The organism is Agrobacterium sp. 22117, assembly GCF_052045735.1.
Taxonomy (GTDB): domain Bacteria; phylum Pseudomonadota; class Alphaproteobacteria; order Rhizobiales; family Rhizobiaceae; genus Agrobacterium; species Agrobacterium cavarae.
In genome coordinates, this window is the sequence record NZ_JBQEPP010000002.1 from 82,569 (window position 1) to 100,792 (window position 18,224).

At 57.8% G+C, this 18,224-nt stretch carries 18 protein-coding genes; 11 read left to right on the forward strand and 7 right to left on the reverse strand.

Annotated features, from left to right (window positions below):
- The first annotated feature begins 3 nt into the window (after window positions 1-3).
- Entirely contained in the window at window positions 4-966 is a 963-nt protein-coding gene (locus tag ACTJKV_RS04755; RefSeq protein ID WP_440598496.1) for a 2-hydroxyacid dehydrogenase, read from the forward strand.
- Window positions 967-988: 22 nt separating this feature from the next.
- Here ACTJKV_RS04755 and ACTJKV_RS04760 read toward each other — a convergent pair whose 3' ends face one another.
- On the reverse strand, window positions 989-1,744 hold the full coding sequence (locus tag ACTJKV_RS04760) for a gamma-glutamyl-gamma-aminobutyrate hydrolase family protein (RefSeq protein WP_062599063.1): 756 nt from the start codon (window positions 1,742-1,744) through the stop codon (window positions 989-991).
- Window positions 1,745-2,146: 402 nt separating this feature from the next.
- Between ACTJKV_RS04760 and ACTJKV_RS04765 the strand changes: the two genes are divergently transcribed.
- On the forward strand, window positions 2,147-3,253 hold the full coding sequence (locus ACTJKV_RS04765) for a TRAP transporter substrate-binding protein (RefSeq protein ID WP_440598497.1): 1,107 nt from the start codon (window positions 2,147-2,149) through the stop codon (window positions 3,251-3,253).
- A gap of 500 nt (window positions 3,254-3,753) precedes the next feature.
- Here ACTJKV_RS04765 and ACTJKV_RS04770 read toward each other — a convergent pair whose 3' ends face one another.
- Both ACTJKV_RS04770 and ACTJKV_RS04775 read right to left on the reverse strand, forming a co-directional pair.
- Window positions 3,754-5,256: a TRAP transporter large permease gene (locus tag ACTJKV_RS04770; protein ID WP_113261836.1), complete on the reverse strand. Its 1,503-nt coding sequence runs from the start codon at window positions 5,254-5,256 to the stop codon at window positions 3,754-3,756.
- A 27-nt stretch (window positions 5,257-5,283) separates the two neighbouring features.
- Window positions 5,284-5,823 carry a TRAP transporter small permease subunit gene (locus tag ACTJKV_RS04775; protein ID WP_440598498.1) on the reverse strand — a complete coding sequence of 180 codons (540 nt, stop codon included), beginning with the start codon at window positions 5,821-5,823 and terminating at the stop codon, window positions 5,284-5,286.
- Between the two features lie 429 nt (window positions 5,824-6,252).
- Between ACTJKV_RS04775 and ACTJKV_RS04780 the strand changes: the two genes are divergently transcribed.
- The 3 genes from ACTJKV_RS04780 (at window position 6,253) to ACTJKV_RS04790 (ending at window position 8,323) form a co-directional block, all read left to right on the forward strand.
- Window positions 6,253-6,474 (forward strand): aa3-type cytochrome c oxidase subunit IV, encoded by a 222-nt coding sequence (locus ACTJKV_RS04780; RefSeq protein ID WP_062427815.1) that lies wholly within the window; start codon window positions 6,253-6,255, stop codon window positions 6,472-6,474.
- Between the two features lie 84 nt (window positions 6,475-6,558).
- Window positions 6,559-7,092 (forward strand): hypothetical protein, encoded by a 534-nt coding sequence (locus ACTJKV_RS04785; RefSeq protein ID WP_440598499.1) that lies wholly within the window; start codon window positions 6,559-6,561, stop codon window positions 7,090-7,092.
- Between the two features lie 412 nt (window positions 7,093-7,504).
- On the forward strand, window positions 7,505-8,323 hold the full coding sequence (locus ACTJKV_RS04790; RefSeq protein ID WP_440598500.1) for a GGDEF domain-containing protein: 819 nt from the start codon (window positions 7,505-7,507) through the stop codon (window positions 8,321-8,323).
- 190 nt (window positions 8,324-8,513) lie between these two features.
- Here the strand turns inward: ACTJKV_RS04790 and ACTJKV_RS04795 are convergent, their stop codons facing one another.
- On the reverse strand, window positions 8,514-9,785 hold the full coding sequence (locus ACTJKV_RS04795) for an MFS transporter (protein ID WP_274102997.1): 1,272 nt from the start codon (window positions 9,783-9,785) through the stop codon (window positions 8,514-8,516).
- 69 nt (window positions 9,786-9,854) lie between these two features.
- Here ACTJKV_RS04795 and ACTJKV_RS04800 point away from each other — a divergent pair, with 69 nt between their 5' ends.
- Together ACTJKV_RS04800 and ACTJKV_RS04805 are read left to right on the forward strand one after the other, a co-directional pair.
- The gene (locus ACTJKV_RS04800) at window positions 9,855-10,283 is read left to right on the forward strand and encodes a helix-turn-helix domain-containing protein (protein WP_274102998.1); all 429 of its coding nucleotides are present in this window, start codon (window positions 9,855-9,857) and stop codon (window positions 10,281-10,283) included.
- Window positions 10,284-10,394: 111 nt separating this feature from the next.
- On the forward strand, window positions 10,395-10,721 hold the full coding sequence (locus ACTJKV_RS04805; protein WP_274102999.1) for a hypothetical protein: 327 nt from the start codon (window positions 10,395-10,397) through the stop codon (window positions 10,719-10,721).
- 56 nt (window positions 10,722-10,777) lie between these two features.
- On the opposite strand, the gene ACTJKV_RS04810 is transcribed toward ACTJKV_RS04805, so the two are convergent.
- Both ACTJKV_RS04810 and ACTJKV_RS04815 read right to left on the reverse strand, forming a co-directional pair.
- Entirely contained in the window at window positions 10,778-11,080 is a 303-nt protein-coding gene (locus tag ACTJKV_RS04810; RefSeq protein ID WP_274103000.1) for a putative quinol monooxygenase, read from the reverse strand.
- Between the two features lie 72 nt (window positions 11,081-11,152).
- A complete protein-coding gene (locus ACTJKV_RS04815; RefSeq protein ID WP_440598501.1) occupies window positions 11,153-12,169 on the reverse strand; it encodes an NADP-dependent oxidoreductase in 1,017 nt (338 codons plus the stop codon).
- Between the two features lie 91 nt (window positions 12,170-12,260).
- Here ACTJKV_RS04815 and ACTJKV_RS04820 point away from each other — a divergent pair, with 91 nt between their 5' ends.
- Window positions 12,261-13,163, forward strand: coding sequence for a LysR family transcriptional regulator (locus ACTJKV_RS04820; protein WP_440598502.1), 903 nt, complete (start codon window positions 12,261-12,263; stop codon window positions 13,161-13,163).
- Between the two features lie 51 nt (window positions 13,164-13,214).
- Here the strand turns inward: ACTJKV_RS04820 and ACTJKV_RS04825 are convergent, their stop codons facing one another.
- Entirely contained in the window at window positions 13,215-14,081 is an 867-nt protein-coding gene (locus ACTJKV_RS04825; protein ID WP_440598503.1) for an aldo/keto reductase family oxidoreductase, read from the reverse strand.
- 93 nt (window positions 14,082-14,174) lie between these two features.
- On the opposite strand from ACTJKV_RS04825, the gene ACTJKV_RS04830 reads away from it, so the two are divergent.
- The 3 genes from ACTJKV_RS04830 to ACTJKV_RS04840 all read left to right on the forward strand — a co-directional run bounded on the left by ACTJKV_RS04830 (window position 14,175) and on the right by ACTJKV_RS04840 (window position 18,179).
- Window positions 14,175-15,131 (forward strand): LysR substrate-binding domain-containing protein, encoded by a 957-nt coding sequence (locus ACTJKV_RS04830; protein WP_440598504.1) that lies wholly within the window; start codon window positions 14,175-14,177, stop codon window positions 15,129-15,131.
- A gap of 447 nt (window positions 15,132-15,578) precedes the next feature.
- On the forward strand, window positions 15,579-17,339 hold the full coding sequence (locus ACTJKV_RS04835; protein WP_112956132.1) for an ATP-binding protein: 1,761 nt from the start codon (window positions 15,579-15,581) through the stop codon (window positions 17,337-17,339).
- Between the two features lie 204 nt (window positions 17,340-17,543).
- Window positions 17,544-18,179: a HEPN domain-containing protein gene (locus ACTJKV_RS04840; protein WP_440598505.1), complete on the forward strand. Its 636-nt coding sequence runs from the start codon at window positions 17,544-17,546 to the stop codon at window positions 18,177-18,179.
- The last annotated feature ends 45 nt before the right edge of the window (window positions 18,180-18,224 follow it).

Sequence of the window (18,224 nt, forward strand, 5' to 3'; positions counted from 1 at the left end):
CGCATGTCAGATCAAAAGCCCGTCGTTCTCATTCCGGGGAAAATCCATCCGCGCGTTCTTGAGCGCTTTGAAGGCAAGGTGGAGATCGTTTCCGCACCTGTGGGGGCAAAGCCTGCCATCTCCGCCGAGGTGGCGGAGCGCGTTCGCGCCGTCGCCGTCTCCGGTAGCGTCAATGCGGACTGGATCGATGGATTGCCGAACCTTGAGATCATCTCCAATTTCGGTGTGGGTTATGATGGTGTCGATGCCAAGCATGCGGCCAAGCGTGGCATCATCGTCACCAACACGCCGGACGTGCTGAATGACGAAGTGGCCGATACGACGATTGCGCTTCTGATCAACACGGTGCGCCGCCTCTATCAGGCCGAGAGCTATCTGCGAGACGGCAAGTGGGTGAAGGAGGGGCCATTTGCGCTCTCGCCCTTTTCGCTGCGCGGCCGCAAGGTCGGCCTCTTCGGCATGGGGCGCATCGGCCAGGAAATCGCCAAGCGTCTCGAGCCCTTCAAGGTTGAGATCGGCTATCACACGCGCAGCAAGCGCGACGAGCTTTCCTACACCTATTATGCCTCGCTGAAGGAGATGGCGAGCGCGGTGGATATTCTGATCTGCATCGTGCCCGGCACGCCGGAAACCCACAAGGCCATCAATGGCGAGATCTTCTCCGCACTTGGTGCGAATGGCGTCTTCATCAATGTCGGCCGTGGCTCGAGCGTGGATGAGGATGCGCTGATCAAGGCGCTTGAAGACGGCACGCTGGGTGGTGCCGGTCTCGATGTGTTCTATTCGGAGCCGAATGTGCCCGAAGCGTTGTTGGCATTCGACAATGTTTCGCTCCTGCCGCACGTCGCCTCCGCCTCGGTGCCGACGCGCAATGCCATGGCGGATCTGGTGGCGGACAATATTCTCGGCTGGTTTGCGGAGCGGAAGGTGCTGACACCGGTGCCGGAAACCCCGGTGAAGGGATAACCGACAAGGAGAGCGAGGCGTTTTACGCCTTGCTCGCCTGATACTCCCGCACCGCCTTGCCGAAGGCTTCGAACAGAGCGCGTGAGGGACCATCGGTTTCGGCCCAATATTCCGGGTGCCACTGGACGCCGATGGCAAAGCCCTTGGCGTCGATGACGGAGACGGCCTCGATGGTGCCGTCTTCGGCGGTTGCTTCCACCTGCAGCCGGGGCGCGGTTTGCGCGATTGCCTGGCGGTGGACCGAGTTGATCTGGATTTCGCCGGACAGGCCAAGATGCTCCGCAATGCACGAGCCTTCGCGCACATGCACGGGCTGGCGGATGCTGAACATCACGTCGCGCTCGGTGGTCTCCGGCTTGCGGTGGTCCCAGCGGCCCGGCAGTTCCTGAATTTCGCTGGCGAGCGTGCCGCCAAGGGCCACGTTCAACTCCTGAATGCCGCGGCAGATGGCGAGCATAGGAATGCCGCGATCGATTGCGCGGCGGATGAGTTCGAGGCTCGTCGCATCACGCCCGGCATCGAAGGGGCCATCGGCGTCGGTGGCCTGCTTGCCATAGAGCGAGGGGTGGACATTGCTGGCGGAGCCCGAGACGAGCAGGCCATCCACTCGGTCAAGAATGGCGTCAACCTCATTGCCGGTCTCGAAGGCGGGGACGATCAAGGACATGACGCCGGCCACCTTCAGCGCGGCGTTGAGATATTGCGTTTGCGCCGCGTGCCACTCGGCACCATCCACCTGTTTGATATCGGCAGGGATCGCGATGATGGGCTTCGACATGATGGCTCCGAATGTGATGCGGTCTTGAAATAAAGCATGTTGCGCAAAACTGTGCAGCGGTTTTGCGATAACGACATGCGAAAAAGCAAGGGCCGAAAGTGGGTGCGCGAATCTGAAAGATCGCAACACGCTTAAGGCTGCCGTCAGTGAAGCCGAAGGGGCGGGTTCGTCAAGCATTCTCTTTGCGTAAGTGACGAAATTTATTGGTCTAAAGTATAAGACAATGCCGCTTGGACGATCGACTTTCGCACGAGGCGATCAATTTTATCGCTCCCAAGCATGTCATGAGATTTATTCTTCCATGGGCCGCTTGTCAGTTGCCATGGCCCATGCTTTTCTCAGTTGATGTCGTGTGCGTGGAGGGATGCGACACGATGACAGGTTCGTATCTGGGAGGATAATATGGATCGACGTTCATTCATTAAAAAAGGTGCGCTTGCGGGCACGGGTGCTGCGGCAGCAACCGTTCTGGCGGCACCGGCAATCGCGCAGGAAAATGCCAAGATCACATGGAGGTTGACCTCCTCGTTCCCCAAATCGCTCGATACGATCTTTGGCGGCGCGCAGGATATCGCCAACCACGTGAAGAGCGCGACCGACGGCAATTTCAACATTCAGGTGTTTGCAGCCGGCGAAATCGTTCCCGGCCTGCAGGCGGCGGATGCCGTCTCCTCTGGCACGGTGGAAATGTGCCATACCTGCTCTTATTACTATGTCGGCAAGGATCCGACCTTTGCGATCGGCACCGCGATCCCCTTCGGGCTGAATGCGCGCCTGACCAATTCCTGGTTCTATGAGGGCAATGGCAACACGCTGCTGAACGAGTTTTACGCCAAGCACAAGCTCTATGGCATGATTTCCGGCAATACCGGCGTGCAGATGGGCGGCTGGTTCCGCAAGGAAATCAACACCGTCGACGATTTCAAGGGCGTGAAGATGCGCATCGCCGGTCTGGCCGGCAAGGTGGTTGAAAAGCTTGGCGTCGTGCCGCAGCAGATCGCCGGCGGCGATATCTATCCGGCGCTGGAAAAGGGCACGATCGACGCGGCCGAATGGGTCGGCCCCTATGACGACCACAAGCTCGGCTTCCAGAAGGTGGCGAAATATTACTACTACCCGGCTTTCTGGGAAGGTGGCCCGGTCATCCACTCCTTCGTCAATCTGGACAAGTGGAACGACCTGCCAAAAAATTACCAGGCCGTGCTGCAGGACGCCTGCTCGTTCGCCAACACCAACATGCTGGCGAAATATGACGCCAAGAACCCCAAGGCGATCAAGCAGATCGTCTCCGAAGGTGCAACGCTTCGTCCCTTCAGCCAGGATATTCTGGACGCCTGCTACAAGGCCGCTCTCGAAGTCTACGCGGAAATCTCTGCCGTCAACCCGGATTTCAAAAAGGTCTATGACGACCAGGTCGCCTTCAAGCGCGAAGGCTATCTGTGGATGCAGCTCGCCGAGTACACCTATGACACGTTCATGATGATACAGCAGCGCAACGGCAAGCTCTGACGTTATAAGCAGGATTAATAGGACGCCCGGATCGAAAGGTCCGGGCTTTTTCGTTTGAGCTTAAACAGGGCTTTCGCGCGTTTATGGACAAGTAACGACGCGGGATTATGATCGGCAGCGTTGAGCAGCGAAGCAGCACATTTCGGAGACCAGCCGGAATATCGGCGAGGATCGGCCACGCCGACCTTGGCAAAGGCCTTGCTGTTCAACTGTGGAGGTACAGCATCGGCCCGAAAATCGAAGTCGATTTTCGGAAAAGCACGATGCGTACATTCAAAAACCTCGAGCGTCCTTTGCGCGTCCTAGAGGACGCGCGGCGCTCTAGTGTGATGCGCAAGCCGCTGAGCATTACGTTTATCGTGAAGAAAAACCGGACAGGCTGGTCAATGACTGTCCGGTTCACATTCTTCAGGAAGTAAATAAACGGAAGGTAGGTGTGCAACCCTACCTTCCACTCCACCAATATAACGCTTTCATCCTGATCAAACAAGCGTTCGCCGTCAAGGATTGATCTTCGGCGGTTCGTTGAGGTTCGGCATTCCGGGCAGGCCGTTGCCGCCGCCCTGGCCGGGTGCGCCGTCCATGGGGGGCAGGCCGAAGTTGGGCATGGTGTTTCCACCCTGGTTGCCGAAGGCGGGGACCTCGATCTTGATAGTGTTGAGATCGACTTCCGGGGTCTTGTCCAGCCAGTAGGTGACGGATTCCGGCCAGAAGATGACGATGGCGACGAGGATAAGCTGCATGCCGAGCCAGGGGATTGCGCCCATGTAAATATCCGAGGTCTTCACCGTGCGTGGCGCGATGGAGCGCAGATAGAAGAGCGCAAAGCCGAAGGGCGGGTGCATGAAGCTCGTCTGCATGTTGATGCACAGCAGCACGCCGAACCAGATCAGATCGATGCCGAGCGACTGGGCGATCGGCGCCAGCATCGGCACGACGATGAAGGCGATCTCGAAGAAATCGAGGAAGAAGGCGAGGAAGAAGATGAAGATGTTGACGAAGATCAGGAAGCCGATCGGGCCGCCTGGAATGCCCGACAGCATGTGCTCGATCCACAGCGAGCCATCCATGCCCTGAAACACCAGCGAGAAGCAGGTGGCGCCGACCAGAATGAACACTACCATGGAGGTGATGTGCATGGTGGAATGCATGCCCTGCTTGACCAGATCCCAGGTCAGGCGGCGGTGGGCTGCGGCAAGCGCCATGGCGCCGACAACGCCAAGTGCGCCGGCTTCCGTCGGTGTCGCAAGGCCGAGGAAGATGGTGCCGAGAACGAGGAAGATCAGCACGATGGACGGGATCATGCCGCCCAGAACCTTCAGCACCAGCGCCCGGTTCAGCTCTCCACGGGCTTCCGGCGGAAGTGCGGGAACATCCTTCGGCCGGAAGACCGAGAGAAAGAGGATGAAGAGCATGAAGATCGCGACCTGCAGGAAGGACGGGCCGATGGCGCCGAGATACATATCGCCGACGGAGCGGCCGAGCTGGTCGGCGAGAACGATGAGAACGAGAGAGGGCGGAATAACCTGCGTGATGGTGCCGGATGCGGCAATCACGCCCGTGGCGACGCGCGGATTATAGCCGTATTTCAGCATGATCGGCAGCGAGATGACGCCCATGGTGATGACGGACGCTGCCACAGTGCCGGTGATGGCGCCGAGAATGGCGCCGACCAGAATGACCGCATAGGCAAGGCCGCCCGGGATCGCGCCGAAGAGCTTGCCCGTGCCCTCCAGCAGATCCTCCGCAAGGCCGCATCGTTCCAGGATTGCCCCCATGAAGGTGAAAAAGGGAATGGCGAGCAGCAGATCGTTGGAGATGATGCCGAAGATGCGCAGCGGCAGCGCCTGCATGAAGGCGGGCGAGAAATGCTCGGTGAAGATGCCGATGACGCCGAACAGAAGACCGACGGTGGCAAGCGAGAAAGCGACCGGAAAGCCGTAGAGCATGAAGATGATCATGCCCAGGAACATGGCCGGCGGAAGAATACCGTATTCGAACATCAGAATATCCTTGAAATGGCGCCGGCGTTACTGGAGCGGTTTTTCATATTTGGTGTCGAGCTGATAGAGCCCGTTCAGCGCACCGATGCGCTTCACCAGTTCGGATATTCCCTGAAGGACGAGGAGGGCAAAGCCCGCAAAGATGATGAACTTGACCGGCCAGCGGATGAGGCCGCCGGCATTGGAGGAGACCTCGTTTTGTTGCCATGAGAGCAGGAACACCGGCCAGCTGAGCCAGGCGAGATAGAAGCAGGCGGGAAGCAGGAAGAGAACGAGGCCGACAATATCCACCCAGATGCGGGTGCGCGGTGCAATCGCGCCATAGATGATATCGACGCGCACATGCTCGTTCATCCGCAGCGTATAGGACGCGCCGATGAGCACGATGAAGCCGAACATGTACCACTGGATTTCCAAGAGGCCGTTCGAACTGTAATTGAACAGGTAACGCACGATGGCGTTGCCGGCGCTGACGAGGCAGCAGATGAGAACCAGATAGCCTGAGAATTTTCCCAGCGCCTCGCTCAACATGTCGATGGCGCGGCTCAGTTTCAAAAGCGCGTGCATTGTTTTCCCCTTTCGATCCCTTTGCGGGTTTTCGAGGAGGAATGTTTATGGCGGAAACCCCTCAGGCGAATCGTCCTCCCACGCCTGTTGTCCCCACCAGAAATCCTCCCTGCGTCCATCGTTATGGGCAGGATTTACCAAATGCAACTAGGAAGAAGGTCGACCATGCGCCATCCTGGTCTTTCCTGCGCGCCGGTGGCGTCGATGTGACAAATGCTAAGGTTTTCCAGCGGCGTGAGCCCGGGATAAATTGCCCAAATTCGGAGCGATTTTGCCGGGCAAACAGCGCGTTACCCGCGTTGCGTCGGCTTCAAATTTTGTGTAGGTCTTGACGCGGAGCGTTCTGTCGCTTGCTTCGTTATCAGGGAAGACATCCATCGGATGATGGGACGATGACGGCGAGCGCAGATCAATAGAGGGGAAACAAGCATGAGCGAACACCATAGCGGTCCAGTCGAAGTCGGTGCGAAGATGGACCTTGCCGAGCATCAGAAGACCTACAATCATTTTCTGTTGGCTTCGAAATATGGCACGATGCTGGTGTGCATGCTGATGATCGCCATGGCCGTCGGTTTCTTCACGACGGGCGGATTCTTCGGCGGATTGCTGGTTTTCATCATCCTCTCGGCTGCGGGTTTCTTTATTCTGTAAGCCGCTTTGCCGTCATCCACGACAGCGCGGCACCCGTCGCGCTCATCTCGCTCAACGTCATAAGACCGATGAGAGGCGCGTGTCATGAAGGCTATTTTCCTGTCGCTGTGTCTGGCTGTCTGCTTCTGGCAGGGTGCGACGGCGCGTGAATTCACCGCCGAGGAAAAGGCTGACCTTCAGGCGCAGATCGTGCGCTTCGAAACCGCGCTGAAGCAGGGCGACTTCGCTGTCGTCGCCGAGTCCGTTCCACCCAAGGTTCTTCAGCATATTGCCAGCAAGGCCGGTGTGGATATGGCAACGCTTCGAAGCGCGATGCAGGCGCAGATGCAGATTGCGCTCGCCTCGGTCAAATTTCTCGATTTCGAAATGGATGTCGACAAGGCCGCTTACAAGCAAGCCCCCGATGGCACCCCCTATGTGCTGGTGCCTTCGCGCAGTCTGATGGAAACCAAGGGCCAGAAGATCGAGGCGAAGACCGCGACGCTGGCGCTGATCGATGGCGGAAAGTGGTATCTGGTCAGGATCGATGACGCGCAGCAGATCAATATCGTTCGCGAGGTCTATCCGTCGCTTTCCTCTGTCGCGTTCCCGACGGGTACGATGACGCCGGTGGAGTGAACCGCCCCTGCTGATACGGTGAAAGCAATGCTGACATTTCGCCGGTGGATTGTGGTTCGGCCACAGCAGCCTCCTTGTGACAGCTTTGTAAGCTCTTTCACCCTCTTTCGCATGAAAGATGGCAAGGTGACCTCCGTCCATCGCGACCGCCGCATCCATCATGATGCAGCAACTGGGGCTCACGGGCTCTAAGCCTTGATGATGCAGCCGCATCGGGCAGTCGCACAGGCTTCAATCAAACATTCACCTTCGTTCTTCATGAGATATCAAAACCTCTCATGCAAAAGTTCGACCCGGTCGGGGGCGACTAGAGCATCGGCTAAGCCGCTGCGTCAATTTTAAGAAGAGCGTCCTTTGTGCGTCCAGAGGGATGCACGGCGCTCTATCGCTCTAACAAGGGACCTGAAGGTCGATGCTTGCATTTGTTGAACGTCATATAAAGCAGGCATGCGCCACGGACCGCTTTGAAACGAAGAGCAAGGTCCTGTCCTTTGCTCTTCGCACGGCTTTTGTCGTGACACTGATTGCCGACATATTGAATATCGTCGCCCATCATCTGATGAACGCGGTTGGCTTGCTGCCCTATGACGTCTGGCAGGGGGCAACCGTTGGCGTGATCATATCGACCGTGGTGGCGTCGTCGTTGACGTTTTCCATCGTGTATCTCGTGGGTCTCGCCATCCATCATCTGTCCATCTCGCGCGCCACATTCGAACGGCTGAGCCGCACCGACATGCTGTCTGGGCTCCTCAATCGTCGTGCCTTCATGGAAGAGGTGGCGAAGGCGGACGAGAATGCGTCGCTCATCCTGTTCGATATCGATCGCTTCAAGCGCATCAATGACGAGTTCGGCCACGATGTCGGAGACCATGCGATCGTGACGGTGGCACGGCATTTGATGTCTGCCTTCCCGCAACCCCATGTCGTCGCCAGGATCGGCGGCGAGGAATTTGCCGTTCTGGCGGTTCAACTCACCGCCCAGAAACGTCTGACGCTTGCACAGCGGTGCAACGAAATGCTGGCGGCCCGGCCTGTGAACCTCAAGGACAGGCTTGTTCATATCACGCTGTCGGGCGGTGTGGCCGATAAGGAATCCTACGCGTCCTTCGAGGATCTGTTCAACGCCTGCGACAGGGCGCTCTATCTGGCGAAATCATCCGGCCGCAACCAGATCCTTCATAGCGACCTCCTGCCGGAAGACTTCAAAGCAAAAGCCAGCGTGGCTGTGTAGGTTTGTTTTATTGCGTGTTGCTATCGCAAAGCCGCTGCACATTTTTGCTTGGACCATGCTTCTGGTGACTGCTATTGGCCCATTGAGGGCATTCGCCGTCGCAAAATCGGGCGCGTAACCGTGGTTTTCTGACAAGGTTTCGCAACAGACATTCTGGCTTGCTTCAGGGGCGGCCGATCTGTGGGGAAAATTAGGATTTCTGCGTTTGCTGATCCTGTTTCGCCGACGGTGATGCTCGTTCTGACCGCCTTCCATAAACGTTGATGCCGATCGCCGCAGATATAATTCCACTGGCGAGCAAGAAGGTAAGTTGCATGCCGCTGGCAATCGCCGGAGGTTCGGCATTGGCAAGCGTTTCCGTCCCGACGCCGAATGCAAAAACTGCACCCATGACAGAAGCGCCCCCGATCAACCCAATGTTGCGCGATAGGCTGAGGAGTCCAGAAACCGTGCCGCGCCGGTCCGCTGAAACATCCGCCAGCGCGGCGGTGTTGTTTGCCGACTGAAAGAGTTGGTAGCCCGGCGTCAGGACGATGATGGAAAGTATGTAGCCAACGACTCCTGTCATATTTGGCAAGACCGCCAGAAGGAAGGCACCAGCTGCCATGAGGACAAGCCCAGTCGCCAGCACTCGGCTGCTTCCGCAAACATCCACCAGACGCCCTGATGGAACGCCGCTGAAGATGGAGATCACCGGACCAATCGCCATGAGCAGCCCCACCGACGTTTCCTTCAGGCCGAGTCCGAGGCCGAGATAAAAAGGGCCGACTACGAGCGTCGTCATCATAACAGTGGCCACCAGCAGGTTGATGGCGAGATTGGGTAGAAGGGCCATGTTTAGTGCGGAGCGCACGCTTGCCGATGATGTCTTCCCAGTGCCGACTGCGTTCGGCAGCATGATGAACGCCAGAAGGAAAGCGATGGCCGCCAGTGGCAGTTGGACCCAGAAGATACCGCGCCATCCCGTCACTGGGATTAGTAGCCCCCCAAGCGAAGGACCGAGCGCCGTGCCCAGAGCGGAAACCGTTCCAAGCAGGCCCATTGCTCGTCCTAGGCTACCCTCGCTCGCCGTATGACGCATCAGCGCCATGGAAAGCGTCATGAGGAAGGCCGCGCCGATGCCCTGAAGCGCGCGCGCACCGATTAGCAACCATAGGCTCGGCGCGAGACCGCAAACGAGCGAGCCAAGGAAAAAGAGGCCGAGACCCGCAAGCAATCCAGGCTTCAGACCATGATTGTCGCCGAGCCGGCCTGCGATGACGACCGCAACGGTTAAAGCGACGAGATAGGCGACGACGACTGCCTGCACCTCGGCAAAGGGTGCGGAGAACGCCTCGGACAACGCCGGCAGTGCGATGTTGGCGATACTGGTACCGAGCGAGGCCAGCAGCATTGTCAGAGCCAGTGTGATCGTGATCCCCGATTGCTTTCTATTCCGCTTAAGCGTTTCAGCCTGTTCCATTGTCTCGTCCTCTTGCTCGAATGCTGGTTCGAGAGTAGCCTGCCACTTCAAGTCGACTTGAGGTCAAGCATGAAATTACTGGATATTGGAGAGGTGTCGGCGCAGAGCGGGGTCAAACCTTCGGCGTTGCGTTACTATGAGGAAGCGGGACTGATTTCCTCCGTTTCACGGCATGGGCTGCGCAGGCAGTTTCCGCCTGAAGTTCTCTTGCAACTCAAGCTGATCGTGATGGGCAAGTCGGCGGGGTTCTCGCTGGAAGAGATCGCAGGCATGTTCAGCAGCAACGGCATCCCTGACCTGCCGCGCGACGTGCTTCATCAGAAGGCCGATGAAATCGACAAGCAAATCTGCGAGTTGACGAAGCTCCGTGACACGCTCCGGCACGTCGCCGAGTGCCCTGCGCCATCGCATATGGAATGCGCCACCTTCAAGCGACTCATGGGAGCCGCAGGAAAGCGGATCGCAGTAAGGAAGAATATCACTCGCACGCGGGGGTAGGTTTCAGAGACTATCATTCGTCAGGTGAGACCGTTGCCAATCCAAATTATTGCGACGCTTGTTCTCCCGACTTTTGCGACGTCACAGAATAGGAGTCTTGCGGAAATCGCAATGACGGCTTTTGGCGCAAAGCCGCAGACAACTCGCTGTCGGCCGGTGCAAACCGAGCTGACTGCCCCTCAACCGCAGGCCATGGAAGACGCTTTGGTCTCATATGGGGTGCAAGTCGAGCGGGCATTGGCGAGACACCAGACGGAGGTGGAAAAAACCTTGCGCGATCGCGCACGATCCGTGCTGCGCTTCACCCATTTCGACTATCTGATGCTGTCGACGAAGTGGCGAAGTGTCCAATATCTCAGGAACAGCTACTGGAAATTTGCGGGGCGATTCCCCCGCAGTGCGGCCTGGTTTTTCACCCTCATTTCCGGGGTGTGGTGAAGCGGTTAGTGTGTCGTAAGGAGAGGGCACCTAAGCAACCGATCTCATGAAGCGCGTCATCCATCCATGATGTCACGTTCGTTGAACGCGTCGTATTTTCGGATCTCGCCGCGCATCTTGCCGCTCCAGCGGCGGACGAAGGCGATAGTGTCGGCTGCCTGCAAATGCGCGCTGAGTGCTGCCTGATCGGCCCAGCGTTCCGATATCAGCAATCGCCCCGCGTGCGGATCATCCACCGCCGCATCATAGCTGATGCATCCTGATCGCTTTCGTGTTTCGGTTGCCAAAGCTTGGAGGTCTGCGGTGAATGGCGCCAGATCGGCCGGATCGACATGCATGTGGCCGGTTATGATCAACATTGATATTGCTTTCCATAGGTGCCCCGACAGCATGGTTGCGGCGGCCGGGGGCTTGACTGGTGACGCGTGTGATCAGGCGGCGACCAGCACGATCTTGCCCTGGATGCTGCCTTCGGACGCACGGCGATGCGCAGCGGCAGCCTCGGCCAGGGGATAGGTGCTGTCGATCACCACCCGAACGGTGCCATCATCGAGCAGCCGGCCAGCCTCTGCCAATTGCGCGCCGTTCGAGCGCACCTGCGTCGTCGAGACGGTGATGTTGCGCCGGGCGGCTTCCTCGTGGCCTGAAAAGCCAAGCGGGTTGGCGAGGAACAATGCGCCATTCGGCTTGATCAAGGGGACGAAGCGTTCCATGTTCGCGCCGCCCACGGCATCGAGCACCAGATCGACATCCTGCACGATGGTTTCGACACCCGTCTTCCTGTAGTCGATGAAGAGATCCGCACCGAGGTCTTTGAGACGCGCCTCGTGCTTGCCGGAAGCAACGGCAATCACCCTCGCGCCTTGCAATTTGGCGATCTGGACTGCGAGATGCCCCACGCCTCCGCCCGCGCCGTTCACCATCACCGTCTTGCCGCCAAGCGGAATGGGTGCGTGCGGGAAGGTCTGGAAGGGGTTCGGCACATCATGCCCGAGGTTTATCAGAAATTGCCAGGCGGTCAGCAGCGACATGGGTGCGCTGGCGGCCTGGATATGGTCGATGCCCGCAGGTTTCAGCGCCAGGTCTGACGCGGGAACCCGGACATATTCGGCATAGGCGCCGCTTCCGGTCATCAAATCATGCGGGAAGCGGACCATGGCGAAGACGGCATCGCCAACCTTGAACTGCGAGACCTTTTCACCCACCGCCGAGACGGTGCCGGAGATATCCGTGCCAAGGATCAGCGGAAAGCTTGGATCGGGCTGCCATTCCGGCGGGAGCGCGCGATAACCGTCGCGCAAATAGAGATCCGGCGGGTTGAGGCTTGCGGCATGGACCCGGACAAGCACCTCATCCGCAGAGATTTGCGGCCGTGGCGCATCCTCGTAGAGAAGGACATCCGGTCCACCGAATTCGTGCAATCGCACGGCTTTCATCATCTCAGTCATCACTGCCTCACTTGGATTGTCGTTCTGTGAGGGGAAGATAGGATTGCTGGTTTCATTTGAAAATCAGGCGGCAATTCGCTTTAATAGTGCCATGAAGGAACAAATCGGAATTGACCGGCTGACGGGGCTGATTGCATTCGCGCGCGCCGCTTCGCTTGGAAGCTACACCGCCGCCGCCCGCTCCCTGGGCATCTCACCGTCCGCGGTCAGCAAAAGCATCCAGCGGCTGGAACAGCAGCTCGGCGTTTCGCTGTTTGCGCGCACGACGCGTTCGTTGACGCTGACGAGCGAAGGGCGTGATCTGCATGATCGGGCGCTGAGGCTGCTGCACGCTGCCGAAGAGATCGAGCAGGCGGCAAAAGCAGCGCGCACCGAGCCAGCCGGCACATTGCGCATCGCTGCATCCCTGCCAATCGGCCTGCATGTCATCGCGCCGGTGTTGCAGCAGTTTCGCGCGCTCCACCCGAAGGTGACCATCGATCTGCGTTTGAGCGATCACATGGTGGATCTTATCGACGGCGGCTTCGACCTTGCGGTTCGCATCGGCGACCTGTCGGATTCGCGCCTGCTTTCCCGCCGCCTGATGCCACACCGGCTATGCTGCTATGCCTCGCCCGACTATCTGGCGAGGCGCAGTCCGCCAACCCATCCGAACCAGTTGGAGGATCACGAGACCGTCAGTCTGCGCTATCAAAGCAGCGGCCAGCTGTTTGGCTGGCCTTTCCGCATCGGGGAGAAGGAAGTGGAGATCGTGCCATCCTCCGGCATCATCGTCGATGCCAGCGAAGCCGTACTCGCGGCAATATCAGCCGGTGCGGGCATCGGAATGGCGACGAGTTTCATGGCCAACGCCTGGGTGAAGCGTGGCGCGCTCGTGCCGGTTCTTTCCGATTACGCGGTGGACCGGCACAATATCACGGCCCTATGGCCCGAAAGCCGCCGGTCCAACCCCGCCATGCGCGCCTTCCTGAACGCGCTGGTGGAGCTGTCTTGACGGGGGCAGGAGCCCCGCAACTTGCGGAGGCTCCGCGTTCTATCAGCGATATCAGCCAGCCACCTTCTCCAGCTCCGACAGTGCCTCCGAGGGAAGCTCGATCGTCGCTGCCGCGAGATTTTCCCGCAGATGGCCGCGTGACGAGGTGCCGGGGATCAGGAGAATGTTCGGCGATCGCTGAAGCAGCCAGGCAAGCGCCACCTGCATCGGCGTGGCGTTGAGCTTTGCGGCCACGTCGGACAGGGCGGAAGATTGCAGTGGCGAGAAGCCGCCGAGCGGGAAGAACGGCACATAGGCGATGCCGCGGGAAGCGAGCGTGTCGATCAGGGCGTCGTCGTGGCGATGCGCAAGATTGTACTGGTTCTGCACGCAGACGATGTCGGTGATCTTTCCGGCATCCTCGATCTGCTTTGCCGTGACATTGGAAAGGCCGATATGCCGGATCAGGCCCTGTTGCTTCAGATCCGCCAGCACATCGAGTGCTTCGTCCAACGACCCTTCCGCAGGACCGTGCACGTCGAACATGGCGCGCAGATTGACGACATCGACCACATCGAGCCCGAGATTGCGCAGGTTGTCATGAACGGCCTGTGTCAGCTCCGCGCGTGAGAAGGCCGGCTTCCAGGATGCGTCCGCGCCTCTGCTCGCGCCGACCTTGGTGACGATCAGAAGGTCGCTGGGGTAGGGATGCAAGGCCTCGCGGATGATTTCGTTCGTGACATGCGGGCCATAGAAATCGCTGGTGTCGATGTGGTTGACGCCGCTTTCCACCGCTTCGCGCAGCACGGCTACGGCCTCTGCACGATCGCGCGGCGGCCCGAAAACGCCCTTGCCCGCAAGCTGCATCGCGCCATATCCCAAACGGCGCACCGTGTGGTCGCCAAGCTTGAATGTTGCTGAATTTGTCATCGTGCTCATCGCCCTATCTCCTTTGTGTTGCTGAAAAATAGGCAGGTGGCATATGTGCGACAAGGCGCTATAATCAGGACAGGTTGTCCGTCATCGCGGACAATGGCGACGGGCGTTGGGAGAGCAAGAGTGGCGGATTTAACGGATCTGAATGCGTTTCTGCTGGTGGCGCGATCCCAGGGGTTTCGGCAGGCGGCGCGCGAAACCGGCATCAGTTCCTCGGCGTTGAGCGATGCGGTGAAGCGGCTGGAAGACGAGCTCGGGGTACGCCTGTTCAATCGCACCACAAGGAGCGTGCTGATGACGGATGCAGGACGTCTCCTCATGGAGCGCACCGCACCCGCATTCGCAGAGGTGGCCTCGGCGCTGAACGAGGTCAAAAGCAGCCGCGGCCGCACCTCGGGCGAGCTTCGGCTGAATGTGCCGATGAGTGCGGCAAAGCTGGTCCTGCCCGCCATCGTGCCACCGTTTCTCGCGGCCTATCCGGATATCAGCCTGGAAATCGTGACCGATGAGAATTTCGTCGACATCATCAAGAGCGGCTGCGACGCCGGCATCCGTTATGACGAAAGGCTGGAGCAGGATATGCTGGCCTTGCCGATCGGCCCACGCCAGCAGCGCTTCGCCCTTGCCGCATCGCCGGACTACCTGGCACGAAGGGGCATGCCGCAACATCCCCAAGACCTGCTTTTGCATGATTGCATTCTCGGCCGGTTTTCAGGGCGCGCCATTCCGCCCTGGGAGTTCGAACGAAACGGGGAGGAGGTCGTCATCAATCCGAAAGGCAACCTCATCGTCCAATTCGGCGGCGGCACCGATCTCGGCATAGACGCCGCCGTTGCCGGCTGCGGCATGTCTTACATTTTCGAGGATTGGCTGAAGCCGCATTTCGATCGGGGGGACTTGGTGCCGGTAATGGAAGATTGGTGGCTGCGGTTTCCCGGCCCGTTTCTTTATTACTCCGGACGGCGGCTTGTGCCTGCGCCCTTGCGTGCGTTTATCGATTTCGTGCGGCAAATGAACAGAGATGCAGGGAAAGGTTTGGGGGCAGGCTTGTGAAGATCGGGCAGGCTTGTGACTATTGGAGACAGAGGCGTTCACACCATTCTCGGTCGTCTCTGGCGGATAAGAAAGTGTTGGGAGCCCTTCATTCCAAGTGGACTGTAAACAACGCGGCCTTGAGGGGGTGTTGTCTTTGCTTCGAGGCAGTGCGCTCACTGAGGGGGTCGTTGCCTGCGCCCGGAAGCAGACTTAGCTGCACAGAGCGTGACTAACCTACTCGCGGTTAGGTAGATATGAAGGAAGATCAAAGTGTTACCGCGAACATGCTCAGGATCTGCTTTGTGAATGCCAAAGTTATAACCCGATGCATAGAAATTCTCTATTAATTCGCTAGCCGCAGAATGTTGGTGCCGTGTGGTTTTTTGTGGGGAATTATCCAAGAAGGTTACAGAGGCTTACTTCTTCTGCTACCTATGATTTATATCCGGTTCGGGAACACGTTTTATGGATGACGTCCATTTTTCGGTTAATACACGACTGACAAGACTTCTAGGTGAAACCTATAGATCGAGCGAAGCAGCGCTAAAGGAACTTGTCGATAACGCATGGGATGCGGACGCAAGGAATGTCTGGATCACATTGCCGACGCCTATGTCGTCTGATCCGATTATCGTCAGCGACGACGGTTCGGGGATGACATCTCTGGAAATGAGGAACGAATACCTGAACATTGCCAGCGATAAGCGGGCCCGTACGGGCGAACGGACCCCTTTACTCAAGCGAAAGGTCAAGGGTCGAAAGGGCATCGGTAAGTTCGCTGGCCTGTCACTGGCAAGCCGGATGGATGTTTCAGCGGTCGCCCGAGGTCGGAAATGCAGCCTGACGATCGATAAGCTCATCCTGGCCGAGAATGAGAATGACCTGGAATCTGTGCCTTTACCATTCATCGAGGAGGATGCAGGCGAAGCTCATGTAGGCACGACGATCATCCTGTCCGGTCTTGATAGCCGATTGAATTTTCCTACGCCTGAGCGTTTTCGAGAAGTCCTCGTGCACGAATACGGCCGCGAGGATGCCTTCAAGGTATTCGTAAATGAGGCGCAGTTGTCGGTCGATGATGTTCCGGGCGTATCAAGGGAGGTCGAGAAGACCTTTATGGAGAGCGGCTCAGTTCGCTTGAGGTTTACGATTGCAGACGGCAAGAAAGCACCAAAATCACCGGGTATAGTGCTGAAGGTGGACGGGAAGGTCGTCGGGAAGCCGATGATGTTCGGCCTAGATGACGACGAGGAAATTCCCTTCAAGCTGTCGAAACGAGTCTACGGAGAGGTGGAGCTTGAGGGTAACGATCATTTCGTAACTGCTGATTGGGGCGGGGTGGTCGAGAACAGCAAGGCATTCCAAGAAATCCAATCCTATGTGAAATCGATCGTCAAAGAAGGGCTTAGGGAGAGCCACTCTCGCGATATGAGCCTTCAGCTCGCTCGATTGAAGAAGCAGTTGGACGCTAGGCTGAGAGATCTCCCAGAACATCGCCGACGCTACGCTGAAGAAGCCCTCCACAGGATCCTGCAGCGATTCTATCGGGAAAGCGAAGACCGCATTGCGACGATCGCAGAGGTCGCGCTCGACGCCATGGAGCATGACGCCTACTGGGCCGTACTCGAGCGGATAAATGCCACCGACCGCACAGATGTCAGTTCCTTTGCAGCGGCGCTTGAAGATTTTGGTATGGTGGAACTCTCTGGGATCGCTGCTCAAGCGACCAGACGGATGAGATTTCTGGACTACCTCGAGGAGCTTATCGACAACGAAGCGACCCTCGAAAAGGACGTCCATAAGGCCTTCGAGACGAATTTGTGGCTTCTTGGTCGCCAATACGCTCTGATGTCATCGAACATCACCCTGAAACGGGTCATCGCGAACTATAGTGATAAGAAATTTACGGGCGAGCGGGCCTCGAAACGGCCTGATCTTCTGTTATCGCAGGATCTAGCTGACAGCTATCTGTTGATTGAGTTCAAGCGGCCCAATCATCCGATTTCTCGGGAGGACATAGCTCAAGCCGAGCAATATCGTGATGACTTGTCAGGTACCATCATCTCAAGCAGCCCGTTGAGGATATTGATGATCGGTAAGGGCTCCGCAGCCTCTATTGACAAGAGATATGGGACCGACATGACGACCGTCAGTTCCTATGCAAGCGTGCTCTCGTCCGCTCGCACGGAACTCGACTGGCTGGTTTCATCGCTAACCCGTCCGTAGATCGCCCGTTCGCCGAAGGCCGAAGGTCAGTATGTTGGTAAACCTTATATAATACGGACGAGCCGTTGATCGACAGGGTCTAGCGTATCCTTTCTGCGCAACTGCAAGCCCAGTCCGACGTTGTTGGAGGTTCTGGCTGCAATCTGAGGGTGCATTCTGTCTTAATAGTGTGCGCTCATGTTCTTAGCTCAAGTCGGGATCCCAATGCCATCACAAGCACGTTTGAATTTTGAAAGAAACCTGTCGCGCGACGTGGAGAGACTGGAAGAAATGCATCGAGCGCAGTTTCCAGGCCCCGGACGTCCTCACTCCATCCTAACACGCAGTGGCATTTTCCTTCTCTGCGCAGCATGGGAGCTTTACTGTGAGGAAGTCGTGAAGGAAGGATTTGAGCATGTCGTCTTACATACCGACAGCCCGCTCCAATTGCCTGAGCATCCGCGCCGAACACTCGCCAACGCGATCAAGGCTGACAAGCACGACCTTGCCGTTCTGCGGATGGCGGGCGAAGGATGGAAGCAGTACCTCCGAGAGCATGCTGAGAAGAAGCTAGAGGAGCTAAATACACCCAACTGCGCAAATGTCACGGATCTCTTCAAGAAGTTTGTGGGCATCGACGTCGAACCTATACTTAGCCCACATGATCAGGCACTACTGACCTTCATTGGCAAGCGCGGGGATATTGCCCATCGCGGAGCTCAAGCCGCCCACGTCAGCATTAACGATCTGGAAAACGACCACAATTACATTCAGACGCTTGTAGTACAGCTCGATAACGAGATCATCCCATCGATTCAAGACGTTACTGGAGCGCGGCCTTGGAACCGGCGAAATCAATAAGGTTAGCAATGTAGGTCAGTTTTGCGCGCCGGTTTCTTGCACGTC

What these genes read in the sequence shown, in the direction of transcription:
- ACTJKV_RS04755 (WP_440598496.1), top strand. Translation starts at nt 4, where the DNA reads ATGTCAGATCAAAAGCCCGTCGTTCTCATTCCGGGGAAAATCCATCCG.
- ACTJKV_RS04760 (WP_062599063.1), bottom strand. Translation starts at nt 1,744, where the DNA reads ATGTCGAAGCCCATCATCGCGATCCCTGCCGATATCAAACAGGTGGAT.
- ACTJKV_RS04765 (WP_440598497.1), top strand. Translation starts at nt 2,147, where the DNA reads ATGGATCGACGTTCATTCATTAAAAAAGGTGCGCTTGCGGGCACGGGT.
- ACTJKV_RS04770 (WP_113261836.1), bottom strand. Translation starts at nt 5,256, where the DNA reads ATGTTCGAATACGGTATTCTTCCGCCGGCCATGTTCCTGGGCATGATC.
- ACTJKV_RS04775 (WP_440598498.1), bottom strand. Translation starts at nt 5,823, where the DNA reads ATGCACGCGCTTTTGAAACTGAGCCGCGCCATCGACATGTTGAGCGAG.
- ACTJKV_RS04780 (WP_062427815.1), top strand. Translation starts at nt 6,253, where the DNA reads ATGAGCGAACACCATAGCGGTCCAGTCGAAGTCGGTGCGAAGATGGAC.
- ACTJKV_RS04785 (WP_440598499.1), top strand. Translation starts at nt 6,559, where the DNA reads ATGAAGGCTATTTTCCTGTCGCTGTGTCTGGCTGTCTGCTTCTGGCAG.
- ACTJKV_RS04790 (WP_440598500.1), top strand. Translation starts at nt 7,505, where the DNA reads ATGCTTGCATTTGTTGAACGTCATATAAAGCAGGCATGCGCCACGGAC.
- ACTJKV_RS04795 (WP_274102997.1), bottom strand. Translation starts at nt 9,785, where the DNA reads ATGGAACAGGCTGAAACGCTTAAGCGGAATAGAAAGCAATCGGGGATC.
- ACTJKV_RS04800 (WP_274102998.1), top strand. Translation starts at nt 9,855, where the DNA reads ATGAAATTACTGGATATTGGAGAGGTGTCGGCGCAGAGCGGGGTCAAA.
- ACTJKV_RS04805 (WP_274102999.1), top strand. Translation starts at nt 10,395, where the DNA reads ATGACGGCTTTTGGCGCAAAGCCGCAGACAACTCGCTGTCGGCCGGTG.
- ACTJKV_RS04810 (WP_274103000.1), bottom strand. Translation starts at nt 11,080, where the DNA reads ATGTTGATCATAACCGGCCACATGCATGTCGATCCGGCCGATCTGGCG.
- ACTJKV_RS04815 (WP_440598501.1), bottom strand. Translation starts at nt 12,169, where the DNA reads ATGACTGAGATGATGAAAGCCGTGCGATTGCACGAATTCGGTGGACCG.
- ACTJKV_RS04820 (WP_440598502.1), top strand. Translation starts at nt 12,261, where the DNA reads ATGAAGGAACAAATCGGAATTGACCGGCTGACGGGGCTGATTGCATTC.
- ACTJKV_RS04825 (WP_440598503.1), bottom strand. Translation starts at nt 14,081, where the DNA reads ATGAGCACGATGACAAATTCAGCAACATTCAAGCTTGGCGACCACACG.
- ACTJKV_RS04830 (WP_440598504.1), top strand. Translation starts at nt 14,175, where the DNA reads ATGGCGACGGGCGTTGGGAGAGCAAGAGTGGCGGATTTAACGGATCTG.
- ACTJKV_RS04835 (WP_112956132.1), top strand. Translation starts at nt 15,579, where the DNA reads ATGGATGACGTCCATTTTTCGGTTAATACACGACTGACAAGACTTCTA.
- ACTJKV_RS04840 (WP_440598505.1), top strand. Translation starts at nt 17,544, where the DNA reads ATGCCATCACAAGCACGTTTGAATTTTGAAAGAAACCTGTCGCGCGAC.